This is a genomic window from Cobetia sp. 1CM21F (assembly GCF_023161745.1).
Classification (GTDB): domain Bacteria; phylum Pseudomonadota; class Gammaproteobacteria; order Pseudomonadales; family Halomonadaceae; genus Cobetia; species Cobetia amphilecti.
Genome location: NZ_JALNTQ010000004.1, coordinates 33,061 through 49,063, shown reverse-complemented (window position 1 = coordinate 49,063; position 16,003 = coordinate 33,061). Strand labels below are relative to the sequence as shown.

The window sequence follows — 16,003 nt, the reverse complement described above, 5'->3', positions numbered from 1 at the left end:
TGTTAGAGATGCCTCAGGCCAAGGTATCGCGCAAAGTTCCCTTATTCTGCGAGCCCTAATAGCGACGCACTTCCTGCAATGACATTCATAAGTATTAGAGAGATGGTCATGCTGTCCTTTGCGGCAACAGCGAAAAGTGCTCAAACGCAAAAGACCCGCCGAGTTGGCGGGTCTTTTGCGTTTGAGCACTCCCCCTGCCATCAGGCAGGGGGCAGGCTGGGCCAGCTTACTTGCTGGCGCGCTTGCGCTCGTTCTCTTTCAGGTACTTCTTGCGGATACGGATGTGCAGCGGAGTGACTTCCACCAGCTCATCGGAATCCAGGAACTCGATCGCCTGTTCCAGGGTGAAGCGAATCGGCGGCGTCAGCACGATGTTTTCATCGTTGCCGGTAGAACGCATGTTATCGAGCTTCTTGGCCTTGGTCGGGTTCACGACCAGGTCGTTGGCGCGGTTGTGGATACCGACCAGCATGCCTTCATAGACTTCGGTACCGTGACCGATGATCAGCTTGCCACGTTCCTGCAGGGTGTACAGGGCGTAGGACAGCGCCTTGCCCGGCACCATGGAGATCATGACGCCGTTGCGACGCTCGACGCCTGCGCCTTCCTTCAGATCACCGTAGTGATCGAAGCGGCTGGTCAGGATGCCGGTACCGGAGGTCAGGGTCAGGAACTGACCACGGAAGCCGATCAGACCGCGAGACGGGATGATGAAGTCCAGACGCACACGACCCTTGCCATCCGGGTTCATGTTGGTCAGCTCGCCCTTGCGGTAGCCCAGCTCTTCCATGATGGAGCCCTGGTGCTGCTCTTCACAGTCGATGATGACTTCTTCGTACGGCTCCTGCTTCTTGCCGTCGATTTCCTTGATGATGACTTCCGGACGGCCCACGGCCAGCTCGAAGCCTTCACGACGCATGGATTCGATCAGAACGGAGAGGTGAAGCTCACCACGACCGGAGACGACGAACTTCTCCGGAGTCTCGCCCTGTTCGACGCGCAGTGCGACGTTGTGGATCAGTTCCTGGTCCAGACGCTCACGGATGTTGCGGCTGGTGACGAACTTGCCGTCCTGACCGGCGAACGGAGAGTCATTGACCTGGAAGGTCATGGAGACGGTCGGCTCATCGACGGTCAGCGGCGGCAGCGCCTCGACAGTGGCGGTGTCGCAGATGGTGTCGGAGATCGCGAGGTTCTCGATACCGGTGATGCAGACGATGTCGCCGGCAGTCGCCTTGTCGGTCTGCACGCGGTCCAGACCCATGTGAGTCATGACCTGGCCGATCTTGCCCTTACGGACAGCGCCTTCCTTGGTGATGATGGAAACCTGCTGACCCGGGCTGACAGCGCCGCGCTTGATGCGACCCAGACCGATGACGCCGACGTAGCTGTTGTAGTCCAGTGCGGAGATCTGCATCTGGAACGGACCGTCCAGCTCGACCTTCGGCGGCTCGACGATGTCGACGATGGACTGGAACATCGGGTCCATGGTGTCTTTCAGGTCTTCCGGATCCATACCGGCAATGCCGTTGAGGGCAGAGCAGTAGATGATCGGGAAGTCGAGCTGCTCGTCAGTCGCGCCCAGGTTGTCGAACAGATCGAAGATCTGGTCAACGACCCAGTCAGGACGAGAGCCCGGACGGTCGATCTTGTTGACGACGACGATCGGCTTCAGGCCCTGGGCGAATGCCTTCTGGGTCACGAAGCGAGTCTGCGGCATCGGGCCATCGACGGCATCGACCAGCAGCAGCACGGAATCGACCATGGACATCACGCGCTCGACTTCGCCACCGAAGTCAGCGTGCCCAGGGGTATCCACGATGTTGATGTGGTAGTCGTTCCACTGGATCGCGGTGTTCTTCGCGAGAATGGTGATGCCGCGCTCTTTTTCCTGGTCGTTGGAATCCATGATGCGTTCCTGACCCTCGGCCTTGCGGTCCAGGGTGCCAGACTGACTCAGGAGCTTGTCGACCAGGGTAGTTTTACCGTGGTCAACGTGGGCGATGATGGCTATGTTGCGAAGTTTCTCGATCACGACGGGAACCTGTGCGGAAAATGGGCGCTCGCGTACCGGGCGCTTGTGATTTGGGGCGCATTATAGGGGGCATGGCATGCCTCCTGCCAGCATCGTGCATTCACGAGGCGAGTCAGCGAGTGCCTTCAATTGGCCTGAAGTGCCCAAATGGTTGTCTCTCAAGTCTTTTCCGCGCCCTTGTCGCGGATGAAAAAAACTTGCGAGTCGAGGCAAACATGAGGATGAAAGAAAGAAATGACCGCAATGTGATGCTGACGTGATCATCGGGTGTGAGCGGAAAAATTCCCGGGATTCAGCGTTTTGCACCAATGTGGAGCAATGGCGTTTTTTGGTGCACTCAAATGATGAATCTGCACTGCGCGGCAAGAATTTTTGCACCTTGTCGGCCCATCTTTGGTCGGGTTTTCGTGGTGCATGCATGAAGATGGTGATGTTTTTTTTCAGCATATTCATGAGCTTACTGAAATGAGCGATGCGGCGTGCGCCATTCTGGCACGCTCGCTGCATTGTTAGAGCATCCTGTCTGATGGCTGGCATAACGACGCCGACCATGAGAGAAAAGGCTTACAAAATAGAGCAATAACCCCAGACAACGCTGACACCAACTGTAACCAGAGCCGCCGGCTCCATCGGAGAATTACCATGGCTGAGAAGACACTTGCCCTGATTGAAGAACACGAAGTCAAGTGGGTTGATCTGCGCTTCACCGACACCAAGGGCAAGGAGCAGCACGTCTCCATCCCGGCGCGTACAGTGGATGAGGAATTCTTCGAGAACGGCCAGATGTTCGATGGTTCCTCCATCGAAGGTTGGAAGGGCATCAACGAATCCGACATGATCCTGATGCCGGACGACGGCACTGCCTTCCTCGACCCGTTCACCGAAGACACCACCCTGGTGCTGCGTTGCGACGTCATCGAGCCGGCCACCATGCAGGGCTATGAGCGCGATCCGCGTTCCGTCGCCAAGCGTGCCGAGGAATTCCTGAAGTCCACCGGTCTGGGCGACACCGCCTTCTTCGGTCCGGAGCCGGAATTCTTCATCTTCGACGAAGTGCACTGGAAGAACGAGATGAACGGTTCCATGTTCAAGATCTCTTCCGAAGAAGGTGCCTGGGCGACCGATTCCACGCCGGAAGGCGGCAACCTGGGTCACCGTCCGCGTCTGAAGGGCGGCTACTTCCCGGTCCCGCCGATCGACAGCTTCCACGATATCCGTGCTGCCATGTGCAACACCTTGGAAGCCATCGGTCAGGAAGTCGAAGTTCACCACCACGAAGTGGCGAACGCCGGCCAGAACGAGATCGGCGTCAAGTTCAACACCCTGGTCAAGAAGGCCGATGAGGTTCAGGAACTCAAGTACGTGATCCACAACGTGGCTCACGCCTACGGCAAGTCCGCGACCTTCATGCCCAAGCCGCTGGTCGGTGACAACGGTTCCGGCATGCACGTTCACCAGTCCTTCTGGAAGGATGGCGACAACCAGTTCGCCGGTGACGAGTACGCGGGTCTGTCCGAAATGGCCCTCTACTACATTGGCGGCATCATCAAGCACGCTCGTGCCCTGAACGCCTTCACCAATGCGTCCACCAACTCCTACAAGCGTCTGGTGCCGGGCTTCGAAGCGCCGGTCATGCTGGCCTACTCTGCCCGCAACCGTTCCGCTTCCATCCGTATCCCGTACACCGCCAGCCCGAAAGGCAAGCGTGTCGAGGCGCGTTTCCCGGATCCGACGGCCAACCCGTACCTGGCCTTCTCCGCGATGCTGATGGCCGGTATTGACGGTATCAAGAACAAGATCCACCCGGGCGACGCGATGGACAAGAACCTCTACGACCTGCCGGCCGAAGAAGCCAAGTCCATCCCGACCGTGGCCGAGAGCCTCGAACAGGCCCTGACCGCGCTGGACGGCGATCGTGAGTTCCTGACCCAGGGCGGCGTCTTCACCGACGACATGATCGATGCCTACCTCGAGCTGAAGGGCGAAGACGTCCAGCGCCTGCGCATGGCGACTCACCCGCTCGAATTCGACATGTATTACAGCGTCTAAGTGCTACAGCGCCCAAGTACTGCAGCGTCCAAGCGCTGCAGAGGTTGAGGCAGACATTCGCTAGCCACGCCATCTGACGGAGTGCCTTCCCGGTGAAGGCCATTCCCGGACGATGACGACAGCAGGGCCATACCGACAGGTGTGGCCCTGTTTTTCGTTGTGGCCCTGTTTGTCATTATGGTCCTGCTTCGTTCTATCTCTTTGCTCTGATCCTTTGCTCCTTTGCTCTGCCCCTGATCCTTTTCCCTGAGATCGGTCATGCTGATGACAGATATGCAGGGCGCAGTGGTAGCCTTGCGTGACAGTCAATGCACACAGGCATCTTGTCGAAGGCCCCAAATGCTGGCATCAACGCGGTAAGCTTTGTAACTTGTTAGCCTTGTCATCAGGCTGCAGGATCGCCTGTCGATAGACTCAACCCGCTGGAGCTGCCTGCGGCTTCTGGCCTCCCATGACTCTCTTCAGGAATCTTCGGATGTGGCCCTTCGTATCCTCCCTGCGCGTCGCGAACCCCGCGACTGACTCGCGTGCACTGCCAGCAGCGCGCCCCGAGCCACTGCAGTGCCTGCTGCTGGCAGCGACGCTGATGCTGTCCAGCCTGTCGTTCGATCTACAGGCGGCCCAGGTCTATCGTCACGTCGATGCCAACGGCAACGTGGTCTTCAGTGATCAGCCTGCGGGCGGCAGCAAGGTGCAGCTGACGCCGCTCAGCGTGGTGCCGTCGACGGAATCCCTGCCGCCGCGACGCAGCACGCCGTCGCGCGTGAGTTCTTCCTCATCCAGCGAGAGCACCCGCACCCGGGCGCCTGCGGTGGATGTGGCCTTCCGTGGCTATACCACCTTCACCATCCAGAGCCCGTCCAACGAGGAGACGCTGCAGACCGGGCAGGCGGGCAATCTGGCGGTGCGCCTGGGGATCGAGCCCAAGCTGCGCCCGGAAGACAAGGTGCGCGTGACCGTGGACGGTGCGCCGTCTCAATCCGCCATGCACAGCACCGTCTTCATGGTGCCGGCGCTGGAGCGTGGCAAGCATGTCATCCAGGCGGAGTTGCTGGATTCCACCGGCCGCGTGCGCCAGACCAGCGAGCCGAAGGTGGTCTATGTGCAGCGCGCCAGCGTCAATCTGCCTCGCAACCCCAACAACCCTGCCAATGCTGGCGGTGGCTAGCAGCGTCTGGGCGGCCTGCTTTCTTCGCGCGTTTCTCCTTCGCTGACAGGCCGCCTTCGGGCGGCTTTTTCGTGTCTGGGCCAGTCGATGTCGGGCCACCTGGCAGCGAAGTGAGGCGACGCGGATTCGAGCGCGATTTTCCGCCTGCACCATTTTGGTGCCAATATGCGGAGCCAGAAATGGTTGCACAGCATCGGACGCCGTGTTCTCGGTGCCTGCACCAGACTGGCGCGGTTATTGCAGAACAGGGAGACGTACTGCAGATGGCGAACAAACCCATGCATCAACGACTGCTCGAACACCTGAACACTGCCGTGGTGGTGCTGGACTCACAGCTGCAGATGGTCTGGATGAATCCCGCCGCGGAGACGCTGCTGGCGGTGAGTCTGGTGCGTGTGAAGGGCAGTACGCCCGACAACATGACCGGGCTGGATGACACCCTGATCAATGTGCTGCGCAAGGCGCTGGAGGAACAGCACCCCTACACCCAGCGTGAGGCCGAGATCATCAACGCGGCCAATGAAGCGCTGACGGTGGATTTCACCGCGACGCCCATCAGCGCCAATGAACTGCTGGTCGAGATAGAACCGCGTGACCGCCTGATGCAGATCTCGCGCGAAGAAGCGCTGATCGCCCGCCAAGAGGCGGTCAAGGTGCTGACGCGTGGTCTGGCGCACGAGGTCAAGAATCCGCTCGGCGGCATTCGTGGCGCCGCCCAGCTTCTCGAACGTGATCTGCCCGAACCGCAGATGGTGGAGTTCACGCGCATCATCATCGAGGAGGTGGACCGTCTGCGTGATCTGGTCGATCGCATGCTCGGGCCGAACCGGCCACCGCTGCAGGCGCCGGTCAATGTCCATGCGGTGACCGAGCGGGTGCGGGCCTTGCTGCAGGCGGAAGGCAGCGCCATCACCTTGAGCGCCGACTACGACCCGAGCCTGCCGGAGGTGATCGGCGACGAAGGTCAGTTGATCCAGGCGGTGCTCAACATCGCGCGCAATGCCACCCAGGCCCTCAATGAGCAGCCACAGCCCGATTCACCGCAGCCTGACGCCGCTCCCTACGAGATCACGCTGCGGACCCGCGCTCGCCGGCAGTTCACGCTGGGCCATGAGCGCCACCGGCTGGTCTGCGAGCTGGCGATCATCGACAACGGCCCCGGCATACCGGAGAGCCTGCGCGAGACGCTGTTCTACCCGATGGTCTCGGGGCGCGCCGAAGGCTCAGGGCTCGGGCTGTCGATCGCCCAGGGCATCCTGCACCAGCATCAGGGGCTGATCGAGTGTGACTCGCGCCCCGGCCATACCGAATTCCGTTTACTCATTCCGCTAGCCGGCACTTCTGGAGATCACACATGAGCGAGACTGCCCGCGTCTGTATCGTCGATGACGACCGTGCCATTCGCTGGGTGCTGGAGCGCGCTCTGGCACAACCCGACCTCGAGGTGGAAACCTTCGAGCGTGCCGATCAGGCCGAAGCCAGCATCATGCGTCAGTGCCCGGATGTCCTGATCACCGATATCCGCATGCCCGGAACCGATGGTTTGGACCTGATGGCGCGCGTGCGCGAGAAATACCCGGACCTGCCCGTCATCGTGATGACGGCGCATTCCGACCTCGACAGCGCCGTGGCCTCCTATCAGGGCGGCGCCTTCGAATACCTGCCCAAGCCGTTCGATGTCGATGAAGCGCTGGCGCTGGTACGGCGCGCCGTGGCACATGCCCGTGAATCCAAGGCGCCCGCTGCCGTGCCGGAAGGGCTGACCAAGGAAATCATCGGCGAAGCGCCGGCGATGCAGGAAGTCTTTCGCGCCATCGGCCGCCTGTCACAGTCGCATATCACCGTCTTGATCAACGGCGAGTCCGGTACCGGCAAGGAGCGCGTGGCCCAGGCGCTGCATCAGCACTCGCCGCGCGCCGCCAAGCCGTTCATCGCGCTCAACATGGCGGCGATTCCCAAGGACCTGATGGAATCGGAGCTGTTCGGCCACGAGAAGGGCGCCTTCACCGGCGCCACGGCGCTGCGCCGCGGGCGCTTCGAGCAGGCCGATGGCGGCACGCTGTTCCTCGATGAAATCGGTGACATGCCCGCCGAGACCCAGACCCGCCTGCTGCGCGTGCTGGCCGATGGCGAGTTCTATCGTGTCGGTGGCATCACGCCGGTCAAGGTCGACGTGCGCATCATCGCCGCGACGCACCAGCACCTGGAAAAGCTGGTCGAGGATGGGCGTTTCCGTGAGGATCTCTTCCACCGCCTCAACGTGATTCGCGTGCATCTGCCGCGCCTGTCGGAGCGCCGCGAAGACATTCCGCGTCTGATGAGCCACTTCCTGGGCGAGGCCGCGCGTGAGCTGTCGACCGAGCCCAAGGTGCTGACGGAGGCCGCGGAGAAACACCTGACGCGCTTCGACTGGCCGGGCAACGTGCGCCAGCTCGAGAACACCTGTCGCTGGCTGACGGTGATGGCCTCGGGGCGTGAAGTGATGATCGAGGACCTGCCGCCGGAGCTGCGCGATGCCAGCGGCACCGAGGCGGCCTCCGGCGATTGGCGTGGTGCCTTCCGCGAGTGGGCGGACCGCGCACTCGCCGCCGGCCACACTCATCTGCTGGAAGAGGCGGTGCCCGACTTCGAGCGCATCCTGATCGAGACGGCCCTCAAGCATACCGGTGGCCGCAAGGGTGAAGCCGCCGAGCTGCTGGGCTGGGGGCGCAACACCCTGACCCGCAAGCTCAAGGTGCTGCTGCCGGCGCTGGCCGAGGACTGAGGACAGCCTGAGCGGGGTTGAGGAAGGCCTGAGCGGGCTGGAGACAAGGAGAACAGGGTGCCACAATCCCTGTTCTCTTTTTTTATGCGCGTCATTCACCTGTTATCTGCTCGCCGGCGCCAGTACTCGGCGCCTGCCAAGGAGTTGCCTGATGTCATCGATGAGCTGGGAGCGACTGCTGGAACCGAGTCGCCTGCATGACGCACCGGGCACCGTATCGCGTGAGATGGGGCGGACTCCCTTCCACAAGGACCACGACCGCATCGTGTTCGCGGGCTCCTTCCGTCGCCTGGGGCGCAAGACCCAGGTGCACCCGCTGACCGACAACGACCATATCCACACGCGCCTGACCCACTCGCTGGAGGTCGGCTGCGTCGGCCGCTCGCTGGGCATGATGGTCGGCGAGAAACTCAAGGAGCAGTTGCCCGACTGGATCACGCCGTCGGATCTCGGCGTCATCGTCCAGACCGGCTGCCTGGGGCATGACATCGGCAACCCGCCCTTCGGCCACGCCGGGGAGTACGCCATCCGTGACTGGTTCGCCGCCGAGGCCGCCAGTGATCACGGTCGGCTGGCCGGGCTGAGCGATGCCGAGCGCGAGGACCTGCTCACCTACGAAGGCAATGCCCAGGGCTTTCGCATCGTCACCCAGATCGAATACAACCAGTTCCATGGCGGCATGCGCCTGACGGCAGCGACGCTGGGCACGCTGCTCAAGTACCCGTGGACGGTGGAGCACGCCACGGCGGGCGGCAAGTTCGGCTGTTATCAGAGCGAGCGCGTGCTGCTGGATCAGGTCGCCGAGCGCTGCGGGTTGCTGGCACGGGCCGATGGCCGCTGGTGCCGTCACCCGCTGGCGTGGCTGGTCGAGGCCGCCGATGACATCTGCTATGCGCTGCTGGACCTGGAAGATGGCCTCGAGATGGGCATCCTGCAGTTCGAGGAAGTGTTCGAGATTCTCACCGGCATCAGCGGTGGCGAGCCGCGCGAATATCAGGAGATGGTCGCCCGCGGCACCTCCCAGCGGCGCAAGGTGGCGGCGCTGAGAGGCGCGGCGATGGAGCGTGCCGTCAATGATGTCGCCGAGGCCTTCGTGCAGCGCGAGACGGAACTGCTGGCCGGCACGCTCAGTGAAGACCTGCTCGACCTGTGCCACCCCGACCTCGGCTGGGGCGTGCGGGAAGCCAAGAATCTGGCGCGCCAGAAGATCTTCCGCAACGAGCGCAAGGCCAAGCTGGAGATCGGCGCCTACACCACGCTGGGTATCCTGCTCGAGGCCTTCATCGGCGCTGCGCATGAGCTGCATACCAAGGGGCGCTCCAGCTTCAAGCATCAACGTGTGCTGGCATTGATCGGCGAGAACACGCCGACCAAGGACTGGGATCTCTACCGCAGCTATCGGCGCATGCTCGATTTCATCGGCGGCATGACGGACCACTTCGCGGTGGATCTCGCCCAGGAGATGGGCGGGCGCCTGCGCGGCGACTGAGCCCGAGGCACCATCAGCCCGATCATCTCAAGCCTGATCACTGCAGGCTTCATTACTTCCAGCCTCATCATTTCCAGCCAGGGAGCGGCAGCGGTGCCGTGCTGTTTCCTGGTGGGGGCCTGCTGTCCGGTCTGACATCTGCCGCTTTTCCTGCGTCTTACCCCTATGGGCCTTCTTTCCTGCTGCTATCCACCTCTGCGCTGCCTGTTCTGACTGTGCCTTTCCCGCTGATTTGCCTGTCGCTGCCAGCCCTGTCGTCGTGCTTCCTGCTCTTCTCTTGGCCTGAACGCCAAGGCCTGCCATGCGCTAATAAATGACTTGCTTGCGTTAAATTAACTTTACGTAGGCGCTTGGATCGTTGTACTAGGATTGTACGCAGTGGGGATGCGTGTATCGCAATCACTCATGATAAGCTGTTATCATGCATAGCAATAACGATAAATGAGGCTTATATATGAGCAAGGAAACCCGAAAGGTATCCGCCAAGGCGGCGGGGGATCGGCCGGAAAAGCCCTTCGACATGATCGACAAGCCGACCTTCTTCGGCTCGATCTTCCTGCTGTTGGCAGTGACGCTGCCCCTGGTCATCTTCCCCGAGCAGGGCGCGATGTGGGTATCGGCGGCCAAGAACTTCGTCACCAGCAAGCTCGGTGTGCTCTATCTGCTGCTCGGCGTGGGGGCCGGCGGCTTCATGATCTACATCATCTTCAGCGACATCGGCCAGATAAAGCTCGGTGATGCCGAGGAGAAGCCCGAATTCTCCATCGTGTCGTGGGCGGCGATGCTGTTCTGTGCCGGTATCGGGGCCTCCATCCTGTACTGGTCGATGATCGAGTGGGTCTACTACTACCAGTCGCCCCCGTTCCATGTGGAAGGCCAGACACCGGAGGCAGCGGAATGGGCCGCGGCCTACGGTATCTTCCACTGGGGCCCGCTGGCATGGGCGATATACCTGATTCCCGCCGTGCCGATCGCCTACTTCTACTACGTGCGTCATCACAGCGTGCTGAAGATTTCCGAGGCGCTGATGCCGGTGCTGGGTGAAAAGCTGGCGCATGGCTGGCTGGGCAAGCTGATCGATATCAGCTTCATCTTCGGCATGCTGGGCGGCGGTGCGACCACCCTGGGTCTGGCAGCGCCGATGATCAACGAGGGGGTGCATGAGCTGTTCGGGGTGCCCAAGTCGCTGACTACGCAGATCGTGGTGCTGCTGGTGTGTACCGCCCTGTTCGGCTACAGCGCCTACGTGGGCCTCAAGAAGGGCATCAAGCTGCTGTCAGACATCAACTTCTGGCTGGCGGTAGGCCTATTGCTGTTCATCTTCATCGCGGGGCCGACCCTGTTCATGGCCAATACCGGCCTGGATGCGCTGGGCCGCGTGATGAGCAATCTGATCCACATGGCCACCTGGCTTGAACCGTTCGCCGAGTTCAAGGGCTTCGAGGACACGCACTTCCCGCAGGACTGGACCATCTTCTACTGGGCCTGGTGGCTGGTGTTCGCGCCCAGCGTGGGGCTGTTCATCGCGCGTATCTCGCGGGGCCGCACCATCCGCGCCATGGTCGCCGGTTCGATGTTCTTCGGCACCATGGGCTGCTTCCTGTTCTTCATGGTGATGGGCAACTACGGCCTCTACCTGCAGCTGTCCGGTGAGCTGGACGTGGTCACCATCCTCAATGACCAGAGCCCGACCGCGGCCATCTTCGCGATGCTGCACACGCTGCCGCTGGACTACGTGGTGATCTTCGCCTTCACGCTGCTGGCGCTGATCTTCACCGCGACCACCTTCGACTCCATCTCCTACATTCTGGCCGCTGTGGTCCAGAAGGAAGTCGATGAAGAGCCGATGCGCTGGAATCGCCTGTTCTGGGCCTTCGCCCTGTCGTTCATGCCCATCGTGCTGATGTTCATCGGCGGGCTGGAGACCCTGCAGACGGCCTCCATCATCGGGGGGGTGCCGCTATTGGCAGTGGCCTTGATGCTGTGCATCTCCATCGTGCGTGCCGCGCACTATGACCTGCGCTACCAGCCGGATTACACGGTCAAGGAAATCAACATCGAGGAATTCCCGGCAGATGACCCCTGGACGGAAGAGGGCTCATGGGATCTGCCGGAAGATGACATTCCCGCCGCCGGCAAGCCGGTGCAGGACCCGCCCAAGGATCATATCGAAGGCGACCCGCACAGCCGTCCCTCACGCCTGTGAGGAGATGAGCCGCCTGGCCGGTTGAACGGCCAGTACCAGACGACAAGACGCCGCCCATTGGGCGGCGTCTTGTCGTTCAGGGCAGGCAAGGGCGCAGGCGTGGCACGCCCGCAAGATGTCAGCCGGTTTCCTCGAGTGTCGCGCGGCGCACTCGGCGCGGCGTCAGTAGCGGCGGCGTCGGGTCGTTGTCGCTGCTGTCGAGCGCCAGATGGCGGAGGATGGCGGCACCGATGCGCCGCGAGCTGTCCGGGATGCCCTGATTGCCGAACAGGCGGTTGAACTCGAACACGAGCGGATGGCCATCGACCATCGCGATATCGAAGCCGGCATGATCGACACTCAATGCCTCGGCCAGGTGCAGGGCCAGGGCGATGGCGGGCGCCGGAATATTGTCGTAGGCCGTCTCGCCGCCCTGACTGACATTGGAGCGATAGCCGCCCAGCGGCGTGACGCGCCAGTAGGCGGTGATGACTTCGCCACCCACCACCACGATGCGCAGATCGCGGTCGATCTCCAGGCGCGGCTGGGCATACAGCACCGGATGCTCCGCCGCATGCGCTTCCAGTTCGCCACGCGACTGGATCAGCTTCACGCCGACGCCCATCGAGCTTTTGACTTCCTTGACGATCAGCGGGTAGCCGAAGCGCGCCTCGATATCGTCGATTGCCTGACGGCTGGCGCCGCGAATCTCGGTCGGCGGCACGTTGTCCGGGCAGATGGCCTGAAAGACGCGCGTCTGCTCGACCTTGTCGTGGCCGATCGCGTAGCTGGGCAGACTGGGGAAGATGCGTTTGCCGAGGCCGTAGACCAGGGTGGTGATCTGCCAGTATTCGGGGAACAGCAGGATATCGGCGGCGCGGATCTCGTCGAGGTGATCCAGCATGCGCTCCGGCTTGATATAACGAACACCGGGAATGCCGAGGGTACGAAAAGCGTCGAAGGTGATGAGTTTCATGCGGGATATGTCGCCAAGAGCGCCATCATTGCGATAGCGCGATAAGGTTGCCAAGGCTGGACCGGCGCGTATTTAACGCCGGGCGGGGCGCCTTGGCAAGCCTTTGTCCGGCGCTGCCAGGCTACTAGGGGCCGGAGCATGGCAGAGGATCAACTGGTGGCGAGGCGCTCGGCCTGAACGCGGTCGAGAATCGCCTCGTTGATGCGCTGCTTGAGGGCGTCATCCAGGGTCGGGCAACCCGCTTCGGGAGCCATGCAATGGGTGCTCAGCCACTCGGCCAGGCCCTCACCATTGACGACTTCGGGGTCATTCTCGCGCTGGGTCCCCTCGCGCACGATCTGCCAGCCCGGCAGCGCCAGCAGCCCCTTCACCGGCACGTCGACACCGCATTCACGCTTCAGCCAGGCGGCCGTCCAGTCGCGTGCGGTACGTGTCTCGCGCAGTGGTTTGCGCTCGCGATAGCCCGGGAAGTACAGGCGACCATCCTTGAGCTTGACCTCATCCTTGAGTGCGCCCAGCGCATCCAGCGGCCGCGAGCGCGCCTTGGTGCGAATGGCATAGGCGCCGGCGGGGGTGACCACCAGATGATCGATATGGAAGCCATCGGCGGGCACGTCGTGATAGACCATGCTGGTCAGCTGTTCCGGGCGGATCAGCTGGTCGAGTTCCTGACCGATGGACAGCTCGCAGGCCAGCCCCAGCTTGAGCTTGCGGATGCGCTGGAAGTGCCGCGTCAGGCGCAGCGCGAACACCAGCACCAGCAGCGCACAGGCCAGGCCGTAGGCGGCCCACTCAAGCCAGTTCTGCTCTTCGCCGAACACCATGCGCCCCATGCCATAGACCAGCGGACTCAAGGTGATGAGCGGCCCGAGCGCCCCGTCGAGAAACAGCGCCTGGAAGGCCTCGTCGAGACGGTCACGCAGGCTCTGGCCCGGTTCACGCAGCTGGCGGCAGGTCAGCGGCGACTGGATGCGCCGCTCATGCAGGCCGCGCATGCCCAGCACCACCAGCGCGATGGCACCCAGAGGGGTAAGGAAGAAGACAGGTAACAGGTATTCCAGCCAATCCATTGGGGTGTCCTATCGGTGAGAGACGGGCCTACTGGTCAAGTCGAGCGTACTGGTCAAGTCGAGCGTACTGATCGGGCCGGGCGAGCGCGCCATCAGTGGCCCAGCGCACGCGGCAGCGGCGTGAGCGGGATCTCGACCTCGCCCTGTGAGGTGCTGGCGTCACCCAGCACCGGCACCGCGCTGTCATTGATCCAATACAGGCGACCCTCGCTGCGCACATCGGCTTGCAGCGCATAGCGATGGCCTTCCTCGATGGCATTGCGATCGTACTGCAGGCTGACCGGGAAAGGCCCTTCACGCAGGCCGCCATAGCGGGTACTGGCAATCAGTCCGGCCTCGGCGTCGGCGCGGGAGACATCCACCAGGCGCACTTCCAGCATCGCATCCGGCGGTGCCGTGAAGGCCTGCTGCGGCACCACGCGCGCCTCCAGCTGCGTGAAGTCCGGGCCGGTCATGCAGCCACCCAGCCCGAGCGTGGCCAGCAGCAGGCCAGAGAGCGAGAGCGTGCGAGCCGAAGGCCGGCGTGGCGTGATGAAGTTCAGCATGGAAATCCCTTGTGCAGCGAGATGGAAGGCAAAGGTGCGCGCAGCAGGCGTTCAGCCACCGGCCAGCTTGACGGTATAGCCCATCCGCGTGAGTTCAGCCTTGAGCGTCTCGCGGTGATCGCCCTGGATCTCCACGATGCCGTCCTTGAGGCTGCCGCCAGTGCCGCACCGCTGCTTGAGAGTCTTGGCCAGGGCCTTGAGTTCCTTCTCGGCGAGCGGAATCCCGCTCACGGTGGTCACGCCCTTGCCCTTGCGACCGCTGGTCTCGCGACGGATACGCACCACGCCATCGAGGCTTGCCAGGCGTTCACGCTCGGCGAGGTCGGCACATTCGCACTCGGCTTCGGCACGCCGACACTCAGGGCAGGTTGCGCCATGTTCGGTGGAATAGACAAGCCCGGACAGTTGATCCTTGAGCGAGGCCATGATGTCTCCTGCGATACGGTGATGAATGATCAATGCCAAACGGAATCTCGAAAGGATACCTGCGTGCGCGAGAGGCTGGCACCCTGAGGCGCATAAAAAAAGGCGACCCCGATGGGTCGCCTTTCTCTTCTTTCCTGCCCGCACGCGTGCGGGCAGGGAGGCCTTGGCGGGTGCCGCCCGATCAGTTGATCTTCGGGTCCAGCTCGCCACGGTTGTAACGCTCGAACATCGCTTCGAGATTGATCGGGTCGATCTTGCTGCCATGACCGGCGGCACCGAAGGCTTCGTAGCGGGCGATGCAGATGTCGCGCATCGCCTTTACGGATTCCTTCAGGTACTTGCGCGGGTCGAATTCAGACGGGTTCTGCGCCATGAAGCGACGGATGGAGCCGGTAGAGGCCAGGCGCAGGTCGGTGTCGACGTTGATCTTGCGCACGCCGTGCTTGATGCCTTCGACGATCTCGTCGACCGGCACGCCGTAGGTTTCCGGAATCTTGCCGCCGTATTCGTTGATGATTTCCAGCCAGTCCTGCGGCACGGAGGAAGAGCCGTGCATCACCAGGTGAGTCTCGGGGATGCGGGCGTGGATTTCCTTGATGCGCTGGATGGACAGGGTGTCACCCGTCGGCGGCTTGGTGAACTTGTAGGCGCCGTGGGAGGTGCCGATGGCGATGGCCAGGGCATCGACGTGGGTCTTCTTGACGAAGTCGGCGGCTTCTTCCGGGTCGGTCAGCATCTGGTCGTGGTCCAGCTTGCCTTCGGCACCGATGCCGTCTTCTTCACCGGCCATGCCGGTTTCCAACGAGCCGAGGCAACCCAGCTCGCCTTCGACGGACACGCCACAGGCGTGGGCCATCTCGACGGTGCGACGGGTCACATCGACATTGTATTCGTAGCTGGTCGGGGTCTTGCCGTCTTCGCCCAGCGAGCCGTCCATCATCACCGAGCTGAAGCCCAGCTGGATGGAGCGCTGGCAGACTGCCGGCGAGGTGCCGTGATCCTGGTGCATGACCACCGGGATATGCGGGAATTCTTCCACCGCAGCCAGGATGAGGTGGCGAAGGAACGGCGCGCCCGCGTATTTGCGTGCGCCGGCGGAGGCCTGGACGATCACCGGAGAATCGGTGTGATCGGCGGCTTCCATGATGGCGCGCATCTGCTCGAGGTTGTTGACGTTGAACGCCGGGATGCCGTATCCGTACTCGGCTGCGTGGTCCAACATCTGGCGCATGCTGATCAATGCCATGACATCACCTGTCTTTTTGAGGAATCGAGTGGAGAAGCGTCGGGTGCCCC

Annotated in this window: 12 protein-coding genes; 6 read left to right on the top strand and 6 right to left on the bottom strand. The window is 62.4% G+C overall.

Annotated features, from left to right (window positions below; translation table 11 throughout):
- Positions 1–226: 226 nt before the first annotated feature.
- A complete protein-coding gene (gene typA / locus MSG32_RS13420; RefSeq protein WP_043335760.1) occupies positions 227–2,035 on the bottom strand; it encodes a translational GTPase TypA in 1,809 nt (602 codons plus the stop codon).
- 642 nt (positions 2,036–2,677) lie between these two features.
- Between typA and glnA the strand changes: the two genes are divergently transcribed.
- The 6 genes from glnA (at position 2,678) to MSG32_RS13390 (ending at position 11,711) form a co-directional block, all read left to right on the top strand.
- Entirely contained in the window at positions 2,678–4,084 is a 1,407-nt protein-coding gene (glnA, locus tag MSG32_RS13415) for a glutamate--ammonia ligase (protein ID WP_043335758.1), read from the top strand.
- A gap of 475 nt (positions 4,085–4,559) precedes the next feature.
- Positions 4,560–5,252 carry a DUF4124 domain-containing protein gene (locus tag MSG32_RS13410; RefSeq protein WP_054556333.1) on the top strand — a complete coding sequence of 231 codons (693 nt, stop codon included), beginning with the start codon at positions 4,560–4,562 and terminating at the stop codon, positions 5,250–5,252.
- Between the two features lie 263 nt (positions 5,253–5,515).
- Positions 5,516–6,610 (top strand): nitrogen regulation protein NR(II), encoded by a 1,095-nt coding sequence (glnL, locus tag MSG32_RS13405; protein ID WP_264158090.1) that lies wholly within the window; start codon positions 5,516–5,518, stop codon positions 6,608–6,610.
- On the top strand, positions 6,607–8,016 hold the full coding sequence (ntrC, locus tag MSG32_RS13400; protein ID WP_043335756.1) for a nitrogen regulation protein NR(I): 1,410 nt from the start codon (positions 6,607–6,609) through the stop codon (positions 8,014–8,016). The genes glnL and ntrC overlap by 4 nt, the downstream gene beginning before the upstream one ends.
- Positions 8,017–8,167: 151 nt before the next feature.
- The gene (locus tag MSG32_RS13395) at positions 8,168–9,505 is read left to right on the top strand and encodes a deoxyguanosinetriphosphate triphosphohydrolase (protein WP_043335753.1); all 1,338 of its coding nucleotides are present in this window, start codon (positions 8,168–8,170) and stop codon (positions 9,503–9,505) included.
- A 454-nt stretch (positions 9,506–9,959) separates the two neighbouring features.
- On the top strand, positions 9,960–11,711 hold the full coding sequence (locus MSG32_RS13390; protein ID WP_248380225.1) for a BCCT family transporter: 1,752 nt from the start codon (positions 9,960–9,962) through the stop codon (positions 11,709–11,711).
- 118 nt (positions 11,712–11,829) lie between these two features.
- Here MSG32_RS13390 and MSG32_RS13385 read toward each other — a convergent pair whose 3' ends face one another.
- The 5 genes from MSG32_RS13385 to fba form a co-directional block, all read right to left on the bottom strand.
- Positions 11,830–12,666, bottom strand: a complete 837-nt coding sequence (locus MSG32_RS13385; RefSeq protein ID WP_107335810.1) for a hypothetical protein — start codon at positions 12,664–12,666, stop codon at positions 11,830–11,832.
- A gap of 149 nt (positions 12,667–12,815) precedes the next feature.
- Entirely contained in the window at positions 12,816–13,736 is a 921-nt protein-coding gene (locus MSG32_RS13380; RefSeq protein WP_248380223.1) for a nuclease-related domain-containing protein, read from the bottom strand.
- 92 nt (positions 13,737–13,828) lie between these two features.
- Complete coding sequence (locus MSG32_RS13375) at positions 13,829–14,281, bottom strand: YbaY family lipoprotein (RefSeq protein ID WP_043335747.1); 453 nt, start codon at positions 14,279–14,281, stop codon at positions 13,829–13,831.
- 51 nt (positions 14,282–14,332) lie between these two features.
- Positions 14,333–14,707 carry a translation initiation factor Sui1 gene (locus MSG32_RS13370; protein ID WP_043335744.1) on the bottom strand — a complete coding sequence of 125 codons (375 nt, stop codon included), beginning with the start codon at positions 14,705–14,707 and terminating at the stop codon, positions 14,333–14,335.
- A 181-nt stretch (positions 14,708–14,888) separates the two neighbouring features.
- A complete protein-coding gene (gene fba / locus MSG32_RS13365) occupies positions 14,889–15,953 on the bottom strand; it encodes a class II fructose-bisphosphate aldolase (protein WP_043335741.1) in 1,065 nt (354 codons plus the stop codon).
- Positions 15,954–16,003 lie beyond the last annotated feature (50 nt).